Consider the following 17025-nt stretch of genomic DNA (forward strand, 5'->3'; position numbering starts at 1 on the left):
GGGAGGGCGACATGCGCTGTGAAGTCCAGGAAACTTTCGCTCCGCGGAGCGGGTGGTCGCCTGATGCGCTATCCTTTTACGCGGCGGAGCACCGCTTCAAGAGCATCGGTCAGCGCCCGGCTTCCGCCGCCGCGCTCGAACTCGTCGAATACCTGCTCATTCAAGCCGCCAACCGTCGAAAACTCGCGCCTCAGGTCGTCGAGGGGCGTCTGTTGGGCCTGGACCGCCGTCTGCGCCAGGCTGGCAAAGAGTGGCGCGAGATAGGCGCGTGCTTTCTCGCGCGCCATGCCCTTCTCGGCCAGCCATCCGGTTGCCCGGTCGAGGATGCCGAAATAGGTGCCCATCAGCGCGCTGGCGGCTGCGAGGAGGTCATATTCCTCTTTCGTGTCGCATTCGACGGCGGTGCCAAGCGCCGCGAAGATAACGGCAATTGCTGGATTGGGCGGATAAATCGCGGTGACGCCTTGATGCTCGGCGACAAAGGGCAGGGGAACCGCCTGGGTGAGGTCCACCTCTTCTTTGATCCAACCTAGAAGCCTGGGGCGGTCCGTCGCCGCTATGACGCTGACGACCGTCTGGCCCGCTCGGAATTTAAGTCCGCTGACTACCTCCTCCGCAATCTGCGGACGGACCGCCAGGAACAGGACGTCTGCGGAACCGACCACTTCCTGGTTATCCTTGGCGATGCGCACAGCCGGAAACCGGTTTGCGAGCCGGGCGGCGATCTCCCGATTGCGCGGCGAGACAACAATCTCCGTGATGTCGAACCCAGAGGTGACGATCCCGGTCACCATCGCCTCGGTAATGGTCCCTGTGCCGACAAAACCTATGCGCATTATTCCGCTGCCTTCCGCCGCGCGAGCGAGACGTCCGTCGTGTAGTTCTCGCGCATGAAGTTGATGAAGTTCTGCTGGAACTGCCGCGTATGGGCATGCGCCAGCTCGTCGGCGAGATCGACATTCTTCGTCCGGATCGCTTCGAGCATCAGGTTGTGTTCGTCGGTCAGAAGATAGCCTTCGTGGGTGCGTTCCAGATACTCGAAGTGGAGATGGAGCATGCGCTGACCCTGATTGAGCAGCCGCTCGTAGAACGAGGTGAGGTAGGGGTTCTTCCCGGCATAGGCAATCGCCATGTGGAACTGCTTGTTGGCTTCCGACATCTTGAGGTGATCGCTGGTCTTGACGGCCGCCTCGAATTCCTTCTGGCGCTTGGCGATCGCCTTCAAGTCCGCCTCGGTGCGCAGCTCCGCGGCAAGGCGGGTGTTCATGCGCTGCGCGATGTCCAGCGCCTCGACATATTTCGGGAAGGTCGCCACCTCGATCGGTGCGACGATCGTGCTGCGATTGGAAAGGGTAACGACAAGATCCTCGCCTGCGAGCCGGATCAGGGCCTCGCGAACGGGCGAGCGAGACATGTCGAAACGTTCGGCGAGCGTGCTCTCGTCCAGGAGTTGGCCGGGAGCCAGCGTCAGCGCCAGGATTTCATTGCGCAACGTCTCGTAGACGTTTTTCCAGCCAGTGCCCCTGGCCCGTTTCATTTCAATTTCGTCAGACACTTGGCTCGCTTTCTCCGATGCTGAACCCATAGGGCCAGAAAACCGCGCCCTCGACAATGTAATTTTTCCTCTTGACTTTGTCGACACGTAGACGACATAAATATTCGTGTCGACACGTAGACGACAAAAATAGCGAAGATCGGCTCGAAGCCGACGAGAGGAACCGCGCGCAGCGCGCGCCCGTCAAACAGAGGAAATGACGATGCTTTCGAAGATGCTTTCGCCCGTCCTGCGGGCGCTGCCTGCGCTTGCCCTGATCGCTGGCCTTTCGACCACCGCTGCATCCGCCCAGACCGCCGAAGGCTACTGGCAGGGCGTGCAGAAGGCGGGTGTCCTTCGCTGCGGCGCGGCTGTGGCTCCGCCCTATGTCATGCGCGATCCCGCGAGCGGCGAATATTCCGGATTCTTCGCCGATCTTTGTCGTGAATTTGCCGATGCGCTGAAGGTCAAGCCGGAATTCGTCGATACGACCTGGGACAACATCGTTGCCGGTCTGCAGGCAGGAAAATGGGACCTGTCGCTGGCGCTGAACAGGACGCCGGCGCGTGCCATGGCCGTTCAGTTCTCCGTACCGGCGATGGAGTACCAGATCTCGCTCGCCTATAATAAGGAAAACCCGAAAATCCCGGCCGGAGCGACATCGGTCGCCGACATCGACAAAAAGGATGTGACGCTGGCGGTCATGTCGGGAACGGCCCAGGACAAGGCGATCTCGTCTGCGGTGAAAAACGCCACGATCCTGCGGCTGCCGGGCAATGACGAGACGCGCCTGGCGGTGGTCTCCAGACGGGCCGACATCCTTGTCGACGCGTCGGACACCAATCAGCTTTTCACCCAGTCCAACCCCGACTGGGCAGTCTCGCTCAATCCGACGCCGGCGCTGGCGAAGCAGGGCGTCGCCTTCGGCCTGCCGCATCAGTTGTCGGCAGCCGACGTGGAGGTGGTGAACATCTTCCTGGAGGAAAAGGTCGCGACGGGCCACGTGGAAGAACTGATCCGCAAGGCTGTCGATGAGGTGCTGAAGGGCGCGCAGTGACGACAGCCGGGCCGGGCGCGGGATAACGATCGCCCGGCCACTCTCATCCCTTCTTTTTGACCAGCGAGATCGGCGATGACCATGACCTTCAGTGCTCCCCTTGTCAAAATTCAGGCCCTGCACAAGAGCTATGGGCCGCATATCCAGGTTCTCAAAGGGCTCGATATCGAAATGAAGCCTGGCGAAAGAGTCGTGGTCATCGGCCCGAGCGGCGGCGGCAAGAGCACGCTGCTACGCGTCGTGATGGGTCTCGAAAAGATCGACAGCGGCTCGATCAGCTTCGGCGGCAAGCCCTATATCTCGTCGGATGGCGCCGACAAGAAAACCCAGATCGACACCGAGGTGCGGCGCTCGATCGGCATGGTGTTTCAGCACTATACGCTGTTCCCGCACCTCACCGTCACCCAGAACCTGATCCTCGCGCCGTGCAAGGTGCGCGGTGAAAACAAGGCGAGCGCCACCAAACGCGCCCAGTCGCTCCTCGAACGCTTCGGCCTTGGCGCCAAGGCGAATGCCTATCCGGCGCAACTCTCCGGCGGCCAGAAACAGCGGGTGGCGATCGCCCGCGCCCTCATGCTCGATCCGAAGCTGATGCTGTTCGACGAGGTGACCTCGGCGCTTGATCCCGAACTCGTCGCCGAGGTCGAGCAGGTCATCCTGCAGCTTGCCGCCCAGAACATGCCGATGATGATCGTCACCCATGACATGTGGTTTGCAAAGAACATCGCCTCGCGCGTCATTTTCTGCGCCGGCGGCGTGGTCGTCGAGGACGGACCGCCCGAGCAGGTGCTAGGCTCTCCCAAGGAAGAGCGCACCCGCGACTTCATCGACCGCGTCTTCCATATCCGGCACTAGGAGGGGGAGATGGGATATTCCTTCGACTTCCAGTCCATCTCCTTCGGGCCGTTGCTTGAAGGGCTCCTCGTCACGCTTGAGCTGACGATCGCCGCCAATCTGATCGGCGTCGTGCTCGGCTTTCCGCTGGCGCTCCTCATCATGAGCCGCTTTGCGCCGATCCGGCTGCCGGCCATGCTCTTCGTCGAATTCTTCCGCTGCACGCCGGCAATCGTCCAGATCGTCTGGTTCTTCTACTGCGTGCCGATGCTCTTCAATGTCTTCCTCGGCTCGATGACGATGGGCATCCTGGCGCTTGGCCTCAATCTGATGGCCTTCAACGCCGAAGCCTATCGCGCGGCGATCCAGGCGGTGCCGCGCGAGCAGCTCGATGCCGGTATCGCACTTGGTCTCAATCCGCTGCAGCGCACCCTCTATATCGTGCTGCCTACAGCGGTTCGGGCTTCGATCCCCGTCCTGCTCACCAACGGCATCGGCATCTTCCAGCAGACCGCGCTGGTTGCCATCGTCGCCGTACAGGACCTCATGTACCAGGCCAAGACGCTTGCGACGGAGACCTATAGGCCGATCGAGACCTTCACCATCGTCGCGCTCGTCTATTTTGCCGTCTCCTTCCCCGTCAGCCAGATCGTCGGCTTCCTGGAACGCCGCCGCCAGCTGATGATGAGCTGAGGAGATGACCATGGCTCTCGATTTCTCCATCATCTTTCGGTTCCAGGAGGCGCTCGCGCTCGGTCTCTGGACGACGGTCAAGCTGACGCTGATCTGCGTCGTGCTCGGCTGCAGCCTCGGCTTTCTCATCGGCCTCGCCCGGACATCGCGTAGTGCCCTGTTGCGCGCTGTCTCCAGCGTCTATGTCGAGTTCTTCCGCGGCACGCCGGTACTCGTCCAGCTCTTCTGGATCTTCTTCTGCCTGCCGCTGGTTCTCGGAGTCGAGCTCTCCAATCTCACTTCCGGGGTGATCGCACTGACGCTCTATATGGGCGCGATCACCAGCGAGACCTTCCGGGCGTCGCTCAAGTCCATCGGTCCGGAACAGCTCGACGCCTGCGTTGCACTAGGCCTGCCGCGCGGCGCCCAGGTGACGAACGTGATCCTGCCGCAGGCGGTGCTGCGCGCTGTTCCGACGCTGCTGTCGAACTGCGTCAGCCTGTTCAAGGAAAGCGCGCTCGTCTCCGCCGTCGGCATGGCCGACCTGATGTTCGTCGGCCAGAACATTTCCAACAACACGGCGCGCCCGATCGAGGTGCTGACCGTCGTCGCCCTCATCTATTTCCTCATCGCCTTTCCGCTCACCCGTGCCGTGACGCTCGTCGAGCGGCGCGTGCTTGCCAAACTCGCGATCTGATCGCAGCCGAATTTGAAAAGGAACTTCCCATGAAACTCTCTGGCGTTATGCCCGCCCTCATCACCCCCTTCGATCAGAACAACCGGATCGACTTCAAGGCGTTTGAAAAGCTCCTGGCACATCTGCGGGAGGCCGGTGTCACCGGCTGGGTTCCAAACGGCTCGACCGGAGAGTATTTCAGCCAGTCAAAGGAAGAGCGCCGCGACGTGCTGCAATTCGTCAAGGACTTCGCCAAACCGGGCGAAATCCTGATCGCCGGCACCAATGCGCCTGCCACCCGCGAGGTTATCGAGCAGACGGCGATCGCCAAGGAAATCGGCTACGACACTGTCCTGCTGGCGCCGCCCTTCTACACCCGGCCCACGCAAGCCGAACTGATCCGGCATTATGAAACCGTGCTCGGTGCCGTGGATGTGAATTTGGTCCTCTATTCCTACCCGGCCAAGGATGGCTCGGACATCAGCTTCGAGTTGTTGGACCATTTCGCCGACAATCCGCGCGTAATCGGGATCAAGGAAAGCTCGGGGGTCTTGCAGCGCGCGATCGACATCGCCAGCCGCTACGAAGGACGCATTCAACTGGTTTCCGGGTCGGATGACATCGCCCTCGACTTCATGTTCTGGGGCGCCGAAAGCTGGATCTGCGGGCCGTCGAACTGCATGGCCAAGGCGTGCTGCGATCTCGACCGAACGTTCAAGTCCGGCGATTTGGACAAGGCGCGTGCGCAGATGAAAACGCTCTACCGGGCGATGAATATCCTCGAAAGCGGCAAGTTCGTACAGAAGATCAAGTATGGCTGCGAGCTTCAAGGCCTGCCCGTGGGTGAGTGCCGCGCGCCGCTCGGACCGCTGACCGACGATGAAAAGGCCGAGTTCCGCGCGGCGATGCAGCCGATCCTGAACTGGTGATCTTGTGAAAGCACCGTTTCCCGGCCGTTCGGCAATAGGGCAGCGGCCCGTCTACGACTTATCCGTGGCTATGGAGCTAGACAGATGCGCTTCAGCAAGGTCCTGTCCGTCGTCGATTGCCACGCCGAAGGAGAAAGCGGCAAGGTCATCGTCGGCGGCGTCGGTCAGGTTCCCGGCGAAACCATGTTCGACAAGCGGGTTCATCTCGAAACCCACATGGACGACATCCGCAAGATGGTCCTGTTCGAACCGCGCGGCGCGGTCTGGCACAATGCCAATATCGCGCTCCCCTCCAATCACCCCGAAGCCGACATGGGATACGTCATCCTCGAGACGACCGAATACCCGGCTATGTCGGGTTCGAACACGATGTGCGTGGCGACGGTGCTTCTCGAGACCGGAATTTTGCCGATGCGGGAGCCCATCACTGAAGTGACGCTCGAGTCGCCGGCGGGCCTGATCAAGGTGCGTTGCGAATGCTCAAACGGCAAGGTGACGAGCGTTCGGCTCGTGAATCAGCCGGCTTTTTGCTATCACCTGGACGCCAACATCGAAGTCGCGGGTCTCGGCACCGTTCGGGTCGACATCGTCTATGGCGGCATGACCTATACGATGGTCAACGCCGCCGATCTCGGCTTCTCGATCGACCCCTCGGAAGCCCGCGACCTCTGCGAGGTTGGACAGAAGCTCAAGCTCGCAGCCGCCGAGCAGCTGGCTGTCGAGCATCCCGAGAACCCGGCCATACCCGGAATCACCAACACCGAGTTCATGGGGCCGCTTCGGCGCGAGCATGGCCAGCTCATTTCGAAAAACTGCGTGGTCGTCTCGCCGGGGCGTTGCGATCGCTCGCCCTGTGGGACCGGCTCATCGGCGAAGCTGGCGCTGCTTCATGCCCAGGGTCGGATCCGGCCTGACGAAACGCTCATCCACGGGTCGATCACCGGCAGCCGCTTCATCTGCAACATCGACGGCGTGACGAGGGTCGGGACGTACGACGCCGTCATCCCGGCGATCGCCGGTCAGGCCTGGATCACCGGTCTCTATCAGATGGGCATGGACCCGACGGATCCCTATCCCGAGGGCTTCACGGTGGCCGACACCTGGATGACCACAGTTTGAACGCCGCAGCAAGCGCCCTCCGAGAGCAGAGAAATGATGAGCGATAATGAGGGCCATGTCGTGGTCGTAGGCGCCGGCATCATCGGCACGACCATCGCCTACGAGCTGCAGCGTCGCGGGAAAGCCGCCGTTCTCGTCGAGCGGGATCCCTGCGGCGAGGGCGCCTCCTACGGCAATATGGCGTCGATCGCGGTCACCGAGTTCATGCCCGCTTCTCGGCCGTCGGTCTGGGCGCAAATGCCGAAATGGCTGATCGACCCGGAAGGACCGGTGCGTATCCGGCCCTCCTATATGCCGAGGCTCGTGCCTTGGTTCCTCCGGTTTCTGGAAGCGAGCCGCCCCTCCCGGGTCAAGGAATTGGAGGCGGCTGGTGCCGTGCTGTGTCGCCGCGTCTACGAAGACCTGATGCCTCTGCTGCAGGAGGCGAATCTAACGGACATGCTGACCGAGGAGGGATGCCTCAGCCTCTATGCGGATGAGGCCGAGTTCAGCGCCGACCGGGAGCATATCGAGGTTCTTGAGCGTTTCGGTTTCCGCCACGAAGTCCTCGGCGGCAACGCCATTCGCGATCTTGAACCCGCCCTGACCTCGAAGATCGCCAAAGCGGTGCTGTTTCCCGAAAACCGCTCGATTAGCGACCCCTACCGGTTGCTCCTGAAACTGCGCGAGAAATTCCTGGCGCTCGGCGGCAGGATCGAGCAAGGCGAGGTGGTCGGCTTCGACGAGGGCGATCGCGTCAAGGCCGTCCGCCTGAAGGATGGTCGGTCGATCGCAGCGTTTCAAACCGTGCTTTCAGCCGGCGCCTATACCGGTAAATTGTCGCGCATTCTCGGAGAGCCGATGCCGCTCGAAACCGAGCGCGGCTACCACACCCAGATCATGGCGCCGGGCATCTCGATGCGCCACTCGATCATCTGGCCGGCGCGTGCCTTCATGGTGACGCCGACGGCGGGCGGCATCCGCGTCGGCGGCACGGTGGAGATGGCCGGGCTCGACACTGCGCCGGATTACCGGCGGGCAAAGGTGCTGGTCAAGCGGGCCCGGGAGGCGCTGCCGGAGCTTCGGTCGGAGAAGGCCACGGAGTGGATGGGTCACCGGCCAGCGCTTCCCGATACGGTGCCGATCATCGGCCCTTCCGCGAAACACCGCGGTGTCTTCTACGCCACTGGCCACGGACATCTGGGCCTCACCTATGCGGCGACGACCGCGCGGCTGATTGGTGACCTTGTGACCGGCGTCAATCCGCCGATCGATCTCAAAGCATACCGCGTGGATCGGTTCTGACAGCAGAGCCGATCACCGACAGCAACGATTGGAGAGAACCATGCGCAGCGAACTCTATATCGATGGAAAATGGACGGCGGCCGCAAACGGCAGCACGTTCGACGTCATCAATCCGGCGACGGAGGAAGTCATCCACAAGATCGCCGCTGCAACGGCGCAAGATGTCGACGTCGCGGTAAAGGCGGCACGCCGTGCCTTCGACGAGGATGGTTGGCCGAAGCTGTCGGGTGCACAAAGAGCAAAATACCTCCGCGCCATCGCCGAAGGCATCCGCGCCCGACAGGCGGAAATCGCCCGACTGGAGGTGATCGACAATGGCAAGCCGTTTCCGGAGGCGGATTGGGACACCGCCGACGCCGCCGGCTGCTTCGACTACTATGCCGGACTTGCCGAACAGCTCGACAACAACCCGGAAGAGCCGATCGCGCTCCCCGACGCCCGCTTTACATCCAAGGCAGTCAAGGAGCCGATCGGCGTCGCCGGTGCGATCATCCCATGGAACTATCCGCTGCTGATGGCGGCCTGGAAGGTGGCGCCGGCGCTTGCCGCCGGCTGTACCGTCGTGCTGAAGCCGGCCGAAGTCACGTCCCTGACGGCGCTGGAACTCGCGGCGGTCGCAGATGAGGCGGGCCTGCCGCCGGGCGTCCTCAACATCGTGACCGGTTCCGGCTCGATCGCCGGGCAGGCGATCATCGATCATCAGGGCGTCGACAAGCTGGCGTTTACCGGCTCCGGGTCGGTCGGCTCGAAGATCATGGCGGCGGCGGCCCGCGACATCAAGCGCGTCAGCCTCGAACTCGGCGGCAAGTCGCCCTTCGTCGTCTTCGATGACGCCGACATCGACGAGGCGGTCGAATGGATCATGTTCGGCATCTTCTGGAATCAGGGCCAGGTCTGCTCGGCGACATCACGCGTCCTCGTCCAGGAACGGATTTACGACCGCCTGCTGACGCGGCTCGTAGACGAGACGAAGAAGATCAAGATCGGCGACGGCCTCGAGGACGGCGTGCTGCTCGGGCCGCTGGTCTCCAGGCGCCAGCACGAGCACGTCGTCGCGGCGATCGAGGCGGCGAAAGCCGCCGGTGCAACCCTCGCCTGCGGCGGAAAGCGGCCTGGGGGTTTCGAGACCGGCTACTATCTCGAGCCGACGATCCTGACCGACGTGCCCCTGGAGAGCGACGCCTGGCGGGAGGAAATCTTCGGCCCGGTCGTCTGCATCCGGCCGTTCTCGACCGAAGAGGAAGCGATCGAGCTTGCCAACGATTCCCGCTTCGGTCTTGCCGCCGCGGTGATGTCGAAGGACGATGTCCGTGCCGAACGGGTCGCGAGCGCCTTCCGCGCCGGCATCGTCTGGATCAACTGCTCGCAGCCGACCTTCACCGAGGCGCCTTGGGGCGGCTACAAGGAATCGGGCATCGGGCGCGAGCTCGGCCGCTGGGGTCTCGAAAACTATCTCGAGACGAAGCAGATCACCCGCTTTGCCTCCGGCGAGAAATGGGGCTGGTACATCAAATGAATGGAAGCCCGATGAACTGGGACCGGACGCTCGACCTGCTTCTGGTCCATTGCCAGGGTGAGATCGGCAAGGTGATCATCGGCGGCGCGCCGGAAATCCCTGGCGCCACCATGCTCGACAAGATGAACCACATCAACCAGGTCGATGACAGTCTCCGCCGGTTCGTGACCTTCGAGCCGCGGGCCAGCGTCGCCATGTCGGTCAACCTGCTCGTCGCGCCGACGCGGCCCGATGCCGATGCCGGCTTCATCGTGCTGCAGGCCGATCGTGCCCACCCGATGTCCGGCAGCAATTGCATCTGCGTCGTTACCGCCCTGCTCGAGAGCGGACGGGTGGCGATGCAGGAGCCGGAAACGATCGTCCGCCTCGACACGCCGGCCGGACTGATCGTTGCCCGCGCCACGTGCCGGGAGAAACGCTGCCTGTCGGTCAGTCTCGACAATGTGCCGAGTTTCGCCGAGGCGCTGGATCGGGACATCGAGACGCCGCGCTGGGGGCGCATCAAGGCCGATATCGCTTTTGGCGGCGTCTACTATGCGATCGTCGATGTCGATCTGGTCGGCAGCGAGATCGCCCCGGCCAATGCGCGTTATCTGGCGGAAGCCGGAATCGAGCTGAAGTCGCTGCTGGCCGATCAGGTGACGGTGAAGCATCCGGAACTCACCGGCGTCAATGAGATCGCCTACGTGATGTTCCGCGGGCAGGAGCCGGACGGCGCGGTGCGCACCTGCACGACGTTGAAGCCGGGCCGGGTCGACCGGTCTCCCTGCGGCACCGGCAGCTCCGCAAATCTGGCGACCCTCTACGCACGCGGCGAAATAGGGATCGGGGACAGGCGAACCTCGCGGTCGATCATCGGCGGCGAGTTCACGGCGGAGGCGATCGGCGTCACCGAGGTGGGCGGACGCCCGGCCGTGCTGCCGCGGATCACCGGGCGCGGCTGGATCTATGGCCGCGAGCAGCTTCGCCTCTCCGACGACGATCCGTTCAAAAGCGGCTTTGCGCTCTCCGACAGCTGGGGACCGCAGGTCGATGTACTGGGCTGAAGGAGAAGAGCGATGACCATGAGACCTCTTCGGGGCCAGAATATCCTCGTCACCGGCGCCTCCGGTGGCATCGGCGCTGCTATCGTCGAGCGTCTGGCGGAGGAGGGTGCTCATCCAATAATCCACTATGGGCGCGACGTAGCCGCGGCCGAAGCGCTGCTCGAATGCATTTCGGGGGAAGGATCGATCGTCCAGGCGGATCTCTCGAAAGCGAGCGGCGCCTTCAGCCTCTGGAAGGAAACAGAAGCCGCGGTCGGTCGCATCCATGCCCTCGTCAACAATGCCGGCATCCGAACCGAGATTTCGATCGACGCCGATGCCGACATTTGGAGGGAAGCCTGGCAGAGGGAGTTCCAGGTGAACTTCTTTGCCGCGGCCGATCTCTGCAAGGAGGCATTGCAGCACTTCAAGGCGCGTGGCGGCGGGCGGATCGTCAACATGGCGAGCCGTGCCGGACAGCGCGGCTATGCGGCCGATGCGCTGCCATATGGTGCAACGAAGGCGGCGCTGATCAATCTGACCAAATCGATCGCCCGCAGCTTTGGCGCCGATGGCGTCGTCGCATTGGCGATCGCCCCCGGCTGGGTCCGGACGGAGATGGCCGAGGAGTTCGTGGAAAGATTCGGCAAGCAGGCGGCTGTTGCCGACATACCGATCGGCGAGATGGCCGAGGTCTCCGAGATTGCCGAACTCGTCGCCTTCGCGCTCAGGCCTTCGCAGCGTTCGCTGAGCGGCGCGACGCTCGACGTCAACGGCGGCAGCTATATTCGATAATTCGAGGAGCGGAACTTGAAAAGATTCGAAGACAAAGTTGCCGTCGTCACTGGCGGGGGCGGCGGCATCGGTTCGGCCACTGCGCGTCGGCTGGCGGGCGAGGGAGCGTTGGTCGTCGTCTCCGACGTGAACGGCGAAGCAGCGGGCGCCGTGGCGGACGAAATCGTTGCAGCAGGCAATTCCGCCATCGCCATCGCCGCCGATATTTCTCAGAAGGAACCCTGCTTCGGCCTGATTGCAGAGGCGTTCGACCGGAAGAAGCGCGTCGACATTCTCGTCAACAATGCTGGCATCAACCGGCGCGGCAACCTCTTGTCGCTGACAGACGACGACTGGCATGCGAGCTTTGCGGTCAATGTGGATTCGATGTTCCACCTCTGCCGTGCAGCAATTCCGCACATGATCGAGGCTGGCGGTGGAGCGATCGTCAACACCGCCTCCCAATGGGGTCTCTACCCGGCGCCGAACCATATCGCCTACAACACCACCAAGGCGGCGGTGGCAGCCTTCACGCAGAATCTGGCGCGCGACTATGCTCCGGACAAAATCCGCGTAAACGCCGTCTGCCCCGGCGAAATCCACACGCCGATGCTCGAAGCGGGGATGAGGCGGTCGGGGCGAACGATCGCCGATCTCGACAGGCTCGTTCCCTTCGGCAGGATTGGAAAACCGGAGGAGGTCGCCGCCCTCGTTGCCTTCCTCGCGTCCGACGAGGCCGCCTTCATGTGCGGCTCGCTCGTCGAGATAACCGGCGCCCAGGCAGTTGCCTGAAGCTATCACATAGGAGGCTCGAAGGTCAGTGCCCGGGCCTTGAAGATCGCCGCGATCCGTCCGTCGGCAAGTGCCGCGACGATCGCGTCGTCGACGGCATAGGCGAGATCCTTGTGCTGGAAGTTCACGCCGACGCCCAGAGTCCATTTGCCGCGCGCCAAACCGACGAGCGGCGGCTCGTGCACCGCCAGAGCGGCAACCGGATGCGCGGTAATGCCCGCCTGAAGCTCTGCCCGCGGGCCCATCGCGGCCATGGTCTCGCCGTCCGCGAGCGCTTCCACGGCGCGCACGGTGTTGCGGTAGCGACGGATCTTGTCCACCGGACCGAGCAGCGAAGTCAGATGGAAATCGGAAATCGAGTCGTTTTCCACCGCCACCTTATTGTAACGGAAGAAGGGCGGCGTCGGTCCCTTTTCGGGATAGTCGGCCTTGTCATAGGCAATTGCGATCGCCTCCCGCGCATATTGCCCGGTGAAGGTGACTTGCTCGATCCGGCAGGCATAGTCGCTGTCATAGGGTACATGCAGCATGACATCGCTGACATGGCCGCCGACAACCGCTCCCTTCCAGACATAATTGAGCAGGTCGGCGTCGAGCGTCTCGCCCGCCTGCACGGGACGGAAGCGGGGCTCGACACCGAGCGCGGCGGCTATAAGCCGGCCGATCTCCACGTCGACTCCGCGCACTTCGCCCTTCTCCGCATAGGACCATGGCGGGAAATCCTCGTAGACGGCGAACTCGATCCAGCCCTCTTCGACGATTCTGTCGAAGGAGCGTCCGACGTCCTGGGAAAAGGTGTTCTGCGGTTTCGGCTGCGGCATGTGGCCCTCGCAGCGCGCGAAGGCCACGGCCGGCAGGATAAGCCAAGCCAGTGCCGAGAGCATTGTGGCTCGAGGAGCGTGCATGGCTCACTCCGATGCCGAGAGTCCGACAGTCAAGATGTCGCTTGCCTTTTTCCAGCTCTCCGGCGCATCGCTCAGCACCCGGGCTGCCTCATAGGCGACGCTGTCAGCAACCGGCGCACCGGACGCGGTCTTGACTTCAGCTGCGATCTTTTCGAGCTCGGCTTTCAGCGCCTTCGGATCGGAAATCTTGGCGGCGGCAAGTTCGTTGCGCACCTCGTGCAGCCGGTCCGCGTGAGCGTCGAGCGCCCCGTCTTCCGGGCGAGTCTCGATATAGGTGCGGATCGCCCAGGCAGCCTTTTGGCCGAGAATGTCGCCGAAGGCCGGCATTTTGGTCGTGCCATCCTGCGTGTAACCGAGGCGGAAACGCTCGACGAACCACTCGTCGCCATATTCCGCCGCCTCCAGCAGCCGGAGGTCGGGGGCGAGCCCGCCGGATACGGCGCCCAGCCCGTGACAGCGGGCGCAGTTCTGGTTGTACCCGGAAGCGCCGATCTCGACGGCCTTGAGCCAGACGTCGCGCCCGACCTTCTCTTCGCGATACGGGTTCTCCGTAAGCCATTCCTCACCGACCGCTGGCAGTGCGTCGGTGTTGATGGGCTGGGGCGCGACGTCGCCATGCGCAACGACGATCGTCGCGGTTGCGAGCAGTGCAAGCGCCGCAAGTCCGGCGCGGATACGGTTCGTGGACATCTTTCCTCCCTGGCAAGACTTCGTTCCGATCGGCATTTTCTTACCGCTCATCGCCGCGGCCGCGGTATACGACCTATGTCGCAGCCGGGCACGGCACCTTGGTCGTATTCCTCTCTTCTCCGCTCGCATCCTAAGGTCTGCAGCAGGAGGAGTTCCCAATGCCGACAGTCTCGAAAGTGCGCATCAGACGGAAAATCTCCGCGAGCCTGCTGATCGCGCTTGTCGGCGTTTTCGGTCCGGCACGGGCGGAGACAACCGTCGCCATGACCTATCTGCGACAGGAGGTGCAGGCGCCGCCGGTGCTGTCGAACCTCGACCCGATTCCGGAGGACCTCGGCATTGCCGGGGCGAAGGTCGCCCTTGCCGATACCGAGACGACCGGAGGATTCCTCGGGCACCACTACACGCTGAAGGTGATTTCCGTTGCCCCGGGAGGGGATCTTGCTGCGAGCGCGAAAGCGGCGCTCGTCACCTCGTCCGTGCTCTTTATCGATGCTCCCGCCGAAGGCCTGTTAAACGTCGCCGATCTGCCTGAGGCCGGCGGCGCGCTGCTTTTCAACGTTGCATCCGGCGAGCGCCGCCTGCGTGACGCCGACTGTCGCGCCAACCTCTTTCACACCATCCCCGAGGACGCGATGCGTGCCGATGCGCTGATGCAGATGTTGAGGGCGCGGCGCTGGACACGCACGGCCATGATTGTCGGGCCGAGACAGCAGGACGAGGCCTATGCCGCCACATTGCGCGCGGCAGCGGCGAAATTCGGTGTCGAGATCCTTGCCGACAAACTGTGGACCTTCGACACCGACGTGCGGCGAGCGGCCGGGAAAGAGGTGCCGCTATTCACCCAGGACCTTCCGGATCACGATGTGCTGCTTGTCGCCGACGAGGCAGACGATTTTGCCCGCTATGTCGCCGATAACACCTGGCTGGCGCGTCCGGTCGCCGGCTCCGAGGGCTTGCGCGGCGAGGGCTGGGCGCCCGTTTTGGAACAATGGGGGGCCGTTCAGTTGCAGAACCGCTTCGAGAGCGCGGCGAAGCGCGAAATGCGGCCGCGCGATTACGCCGCCTGGGCGGCTCTGCGCAGCGTCGGCGAAGCGGTAACGCGCATCAACTCCGCCGATCCCACGAAGCTCAGGGCCTATATCTTGTCGGATGCCTTTGCACTCGACGGTTTCAAGGGCCGCTCGCTCACCTATCGGCGCTGGAATGGCCAGTTGCGCCAGCCAATGCCGGTCGTCAACGGCCGTGCACTCGTGGAGCTCACGCCCCTCGACGACTACCTGCATCAGGAAAACGAAATGGACACGCTTGGTCTCGACCGCGCGGAAAGCACGTGCAAGGCATTCGGAGGCTGAAATGAGACGGATTTGCCTTTTCCTCGTTGCGCTCCCTCTCGCAGCGTTTGCCTTTACTGCTGCAGCCGGCGAAATCTGGGTAACCAATGAGAAGGACGACGATATCTCGGTGATCGACACCGCGACGTTCGAAGTCATCCGCACTATTCCGACCGGCGAGCGGCCCCGCGGGATCACCTTCAACTCCGACCATTCGCGCGTCTATATCTGCGCGTCCGACAGCGACGCCGTGGAAGTGATGGATCCGGCGACCGGCGAAATCCTCTACGAGCTGCCCTCCGGAGAAGATCCGGAGCAGTTCGTGCTCGCCCCCGACGACAAGCATTTGTGGATCGCCAACGAGGACGATGCGGTGACGACGGTGGTCGACGTCGACGCGCGGGAGGTCGTGGCCCAGATCAATGTCGGCATAGAGCCGGAAGGCATGGCCGTTTCCTCCGACGGCAAGATCGTCGTGACGACCTCAGAGACGACCAATATGGCGCACTGGATCGATACGGCGACGATGAAGATCTTCGCCAACACACTCGTCGACAGTCGTCCTCGCCATGCGGAGTTCACCGGGGACGGCAAGGAGCTCTGGGTGTCCTCCGAAATCGGAGGCAGCGTGACAGTGTTCGATGTCGCGACCCGGTCGGAGAAGGCCAAGATCCGCTTCGCCATCACCGGCGTCAAGGACGACCTGATCCAGCCCGTTGGCTTCGAATTCACGCCCGACGGCAAGACAGCCTTCGTCGCGCTCGGTCCGGCAAACCACGTCGCCGCGGTCGACATGAAGACCTTCGAGGTCGATGAGTACATCCTGGTCGGCCGGCGCGTCTGGCACATGGCTTTTTCGCCGGATCACACCCAGCTCTTCACAACGAACGGCATCTCGGGCGACGTGACGGTGATCGATGTGGCCTCGCGCGAGGCCGTCAAATCGATCAAGGTCGGCCGATATCCCTGGGGAGCCGCGAGCCGCCCGTGAGAGACCGGGCGAATATGGGGAGTGGAGCCGGTATACCGGTTTCGGTCCTACCGGTCGCCGGGGAAAGGAAGGGAAATCCCGTTTTGGCCGCATTTGGACATTGCACGCCACGCTGAGGTCCAAATCGAGGGGTGCGGTGCCGTGCGAGGGCATTATTTGAAGGGAATGCTATGCTGCTACTGGAAATTCGTTGAACCGACGTCGGTTTGAGCACAAAATAATCCAGCAAGTCCAAATGCTGCAGCGTCCTTTGTGCGTCATGTTCCAAGTGCGGCGCTGTAGAGGAAAGGTGAAGCCAATGACGAGGTTAGCAATCGTTGCCCTGTCGCTGGCGACGGCGCTGACGAGCGTTCCGCCGGCCATGGCGTTTCCCACCGTTGTCGCGCCAAAGATCGAGGTAGCGGAGGCGCAGACAGTCCAGTACAGGCGCTACCGTGGTGGCTATCGCGGCGGATACCGCGGGCATCACCACAACGGTGGCGATGATGATTGGGCTTGGGCGCTCGGCGGGCTCGCGACCGGCGCGATCCTCGGTGGGCTGCTGGCGCAGCCGAGGTATTATGGCCCCAGCTACTACGATCAGGGTTACTATGATCAAAGCTACTACGATCAAGGCTACTACGGCCCGACCTATTACCGCCCACGCTACTACGCGCCACGCTATTACCGCCAGACCTATTATAATGGCGGCAATGCGCATACGCGCTGGTGCTTCGCGCGCTATCGGTCCTACAGGGCTTACGACAACACGTTCCAGCCCTATTACGGTCCGCGCCAGGCGTGCGTCTCGCCCTACTATTGATGGCGGACCGGCGATAGCCTCTTGTCCGATTTTGGGCGCAACACGGCGCTGTAGCACCGATCGGCAAAGCACCAGCGCCGCGGGCCGATCA

18 protein-coding genes are annotated in these 17025 nt (G+C 62.9%); 14 read left to right on the forward strand and 4 right to left on the reverse strand.

Going from position 1 to position 17025, the window contains the following annotated elements:
• Window positions 1-68 precede the first annotated feature (68 nt).
• Both USDA257_RS12480 and USDA257_RS12485 read right to left on the reverse strand, forming a co-directional pair.
• Window positions 69-836: a pyrroline-5-carboxylate reductase gene (locus tag USDA257_RS12480; RefSeq protein ID WP_014763320.1), complete on the reverse strand. Its 768-nt coding sequence runs from the start codon at window positions 834-836 to the stop codon at window positions 69-71.
• Entirely contained in the window at window positions 836-1555 is a 720-nt protein-coding gene (locus tag USDA257_RS12485) for a GntR family transcriptional regulator (RefSeq protein WP_014763321.1), read from the reverse strand. Before USDA257_RS12485 ends, USDA257_RS12480 begins: the two co-directional genes overlap by 1 nt.
• A 202-nt stretch (window positions 1556-1757) precedes the next feature.
• Between USDA257_RS12485 and USDA257_RS12490 the strand changes: the two genes are divergently transcribed.
• From USDA257_RS12490 to USDA257_RS12540, 11 genes are all read left to right on the forward strand, one after another.
• Window positions 1758-2591, forward strand: a complete 834-nt coding sequence (locus tag USDA257_RS12490) for a substrate-binding periplasmic protein (protein WP_014763323.1) — start codon at window positions 1758-1760, stop codon at window positions 2589-2591.
• A 75-nt stretch (window positions 2592-2666) separates the two neighbouring features.
• Window positions 2667-3446, forward strand: coding sequence for an amino acid ABC transporter ATP-binding protein (locus USDA257_RS12495; protein WP_014763324.1), 780 nt, complete (start codon window positions 2667-2669; stop codon window positions 3444-3446).
• A 9-nt stretch (window positions 3447-3455) separates the two neighbouring features.
• Entirely contained in the window at window positions 3456-4118 is a 663-nt protein-coding gene (locus USDA257_RS12500) for an amino acid ABC transporter permease (RefSeq protein WP_014763325.1), read from the forward strand.
• Window positions 4119-4128: 10 nt separating this feature from the next.
• Window positions 4129-4794: an amino acid ABC transporter permease gene (locus USDA257_RS12505; RefSeq protein ID WP_014763326.1), complete on the forward strand. Its 666-nt coding sequence runs from the start codon at window positions 4129-4131 to the stop codon at window positions 4792-4794.
• A 29-nt stretch (window positions 4795-4823) separates the two neighbouring features.
• Complete coding sequence (locus USDA257_RS12510) at window positions 4824-5702, forward strand: dihydrodipicolinate synthase family protein (protein WP_014763327.1); 879 nt, start codon at window positions 4824-4826, stop codon at window positions 5700-5702.
• An 84-nt stretch (window positions 5703-5786) separates the two neighbouring features.
• Window positions 5787-6821: a proline racemase family protein gene (locus tag USDA257_RS12515; protein WP_014763328.1), complete on the forward strand. Its 1035-nt coding sequence runs from the start codon at window positions 5787-5789 to the stop codon at window positions 6819-6821.
• 36 nt (window positions 6822-6857) lie between these two features.
• Window positions 6858-8105 carry an NAD(P)/FAD-dependent oxidoreductase gene (locus USDA257_RS12520; protein WP_041415189.1) on the forward strand — a complete coding sequence of 416 codons (1248 nt, stop codon included), beginning with the start codon at window positions 6858-6860 and terminating at the stop codon, window positions 8103-8105.
• 40 nt (window positions 8106-8145) lie between these two features.
• Window positions 8146-9621 (forward strand): aldehyde dehydrogenase family protein, encoded by a 1476-nt coding sequence (locus tag USDA257_RS12525; protein WP_014763330.1) that lies wholly within the window; start codon window positions 8146-8148, stop codon window positions 9619-9621.
• 11 nt (window positions 9622-9632) lie between these two features.
• Complete coding sequence (locus USDA257_RS12530) at window positions 9633-10667, forward strand: proline racemase family protein (RefSeq protein ID WP_041415191.1); 1035 nt, start codon at window positions 9633-9635, stop codon at window positions 10665-10667.
• Window positions 10668-10679: 12 nt separating this feature from the next.
• Window positions 10680-11441, forward strand: a complete 762-nt coding sequence (locus USDA257_RS12535; protein WP_014763332.1) for an SDR family NAD(P)-dependent oxidoreductase — start codon at window positions 10680-10682, stop codon at window positions 11439-11441.
• 15 nt (window positions 11442-11456) lie between these two features.
• Window positions 11457-12212 (forward strand): SDR family NAD(P)-dependent oxidoreductase, encoded by a 756-nt coding sequence (locus tag USDA257_RS12540; RefSeq protein WP_014763333.1) that lies wholly within the window; start codon window positions 11457-11459, stop codon window positions 12210-12212.
• A 5-nt stretch (window positions 12213-12217) separates the two neighbouring features.
• Here the strand turns inward: USDA257_RS12540 and USDA257_RS12545 are convergent, their stop codons facing one another.
• The gene (locus tag USDA257_RS12545) at window positions 12218-13117 is read right to left on the reverse strand and encodes a substrate-binding periplasmic protein (protein ID WP_014763334.1); all 900 of its coding nucleotides are present in this window, start codon (window positions 13115-13117) and stop codon (window positions 12218-12220) included.
• A gap of 3 nt (window positions 13118-13120) precedes the next feature.
• A complete protein-coding gene (pedF, locus tag USDA257_RS12550) occupies window positions 13121-13807 on the reverse strand; it encodes a cytochrome c-550 PedF (protein ID WP_014763335.1) in 687 nt (228 codons plus the stop codon).
• A 158-nt stretch (window positions 13808-13965) separates the two neighbouring features.
• On the opposite strand from pedF, the gene USDA257_RS12555 reads away from it, so the two are divergent.
• From USDA257_RS12555 to USDA257_RS12565, 3 genes are all read left to right on the forward strand, one after another.
• The gene (locus USDA257_RS12555) at window positions 13966-15162 is read left to right on the forward strand and encodes an ABC transporter substrate-binding protein (RefSeq protein WP_014763336.1); all 1197 of its coding nucleotides are present in this window, start codon (window positions 13966-13968) and stop codon (window positions 15160-15162) included.
• A 1-nt stretch (window position 15163) separates the two neighbouring features.
• A complete protein-coding gene (locus tag USDA257_RS12560; RefSeq protein WP_014763337.1) occupies window positions 15164-16132 on the forward strand; it encodes a YVTN family beta-propeller repeat protein in 969 nt (322 codons plus the stop codon).
• A gap of 298 nt (window positions 16133-16430) precedes the next feature.
• Window positions 16431-16934: a BA14K family protein gene (locus USDA257_RS12565; RefSeq protein ID WP_014763338.1), complete on the forward strand. Its 504-nt coding sequence runs from the start codon at window positions 16431-16433 to the stop codon at window positions 16932-16934.
• Window positions 16935-17025 lie beyond the last annotated feature (91 nt).

Source organism: Sinorhizobium fredii USDA 257, assembly GCF_000265205.3.
GTDB lineage: Bacteria > Pseudomonadota > Alphaproteobacteria > Rhizobiales > Rhizobiaceae > Sinorhizobium > Sinorhizobium fredii_B.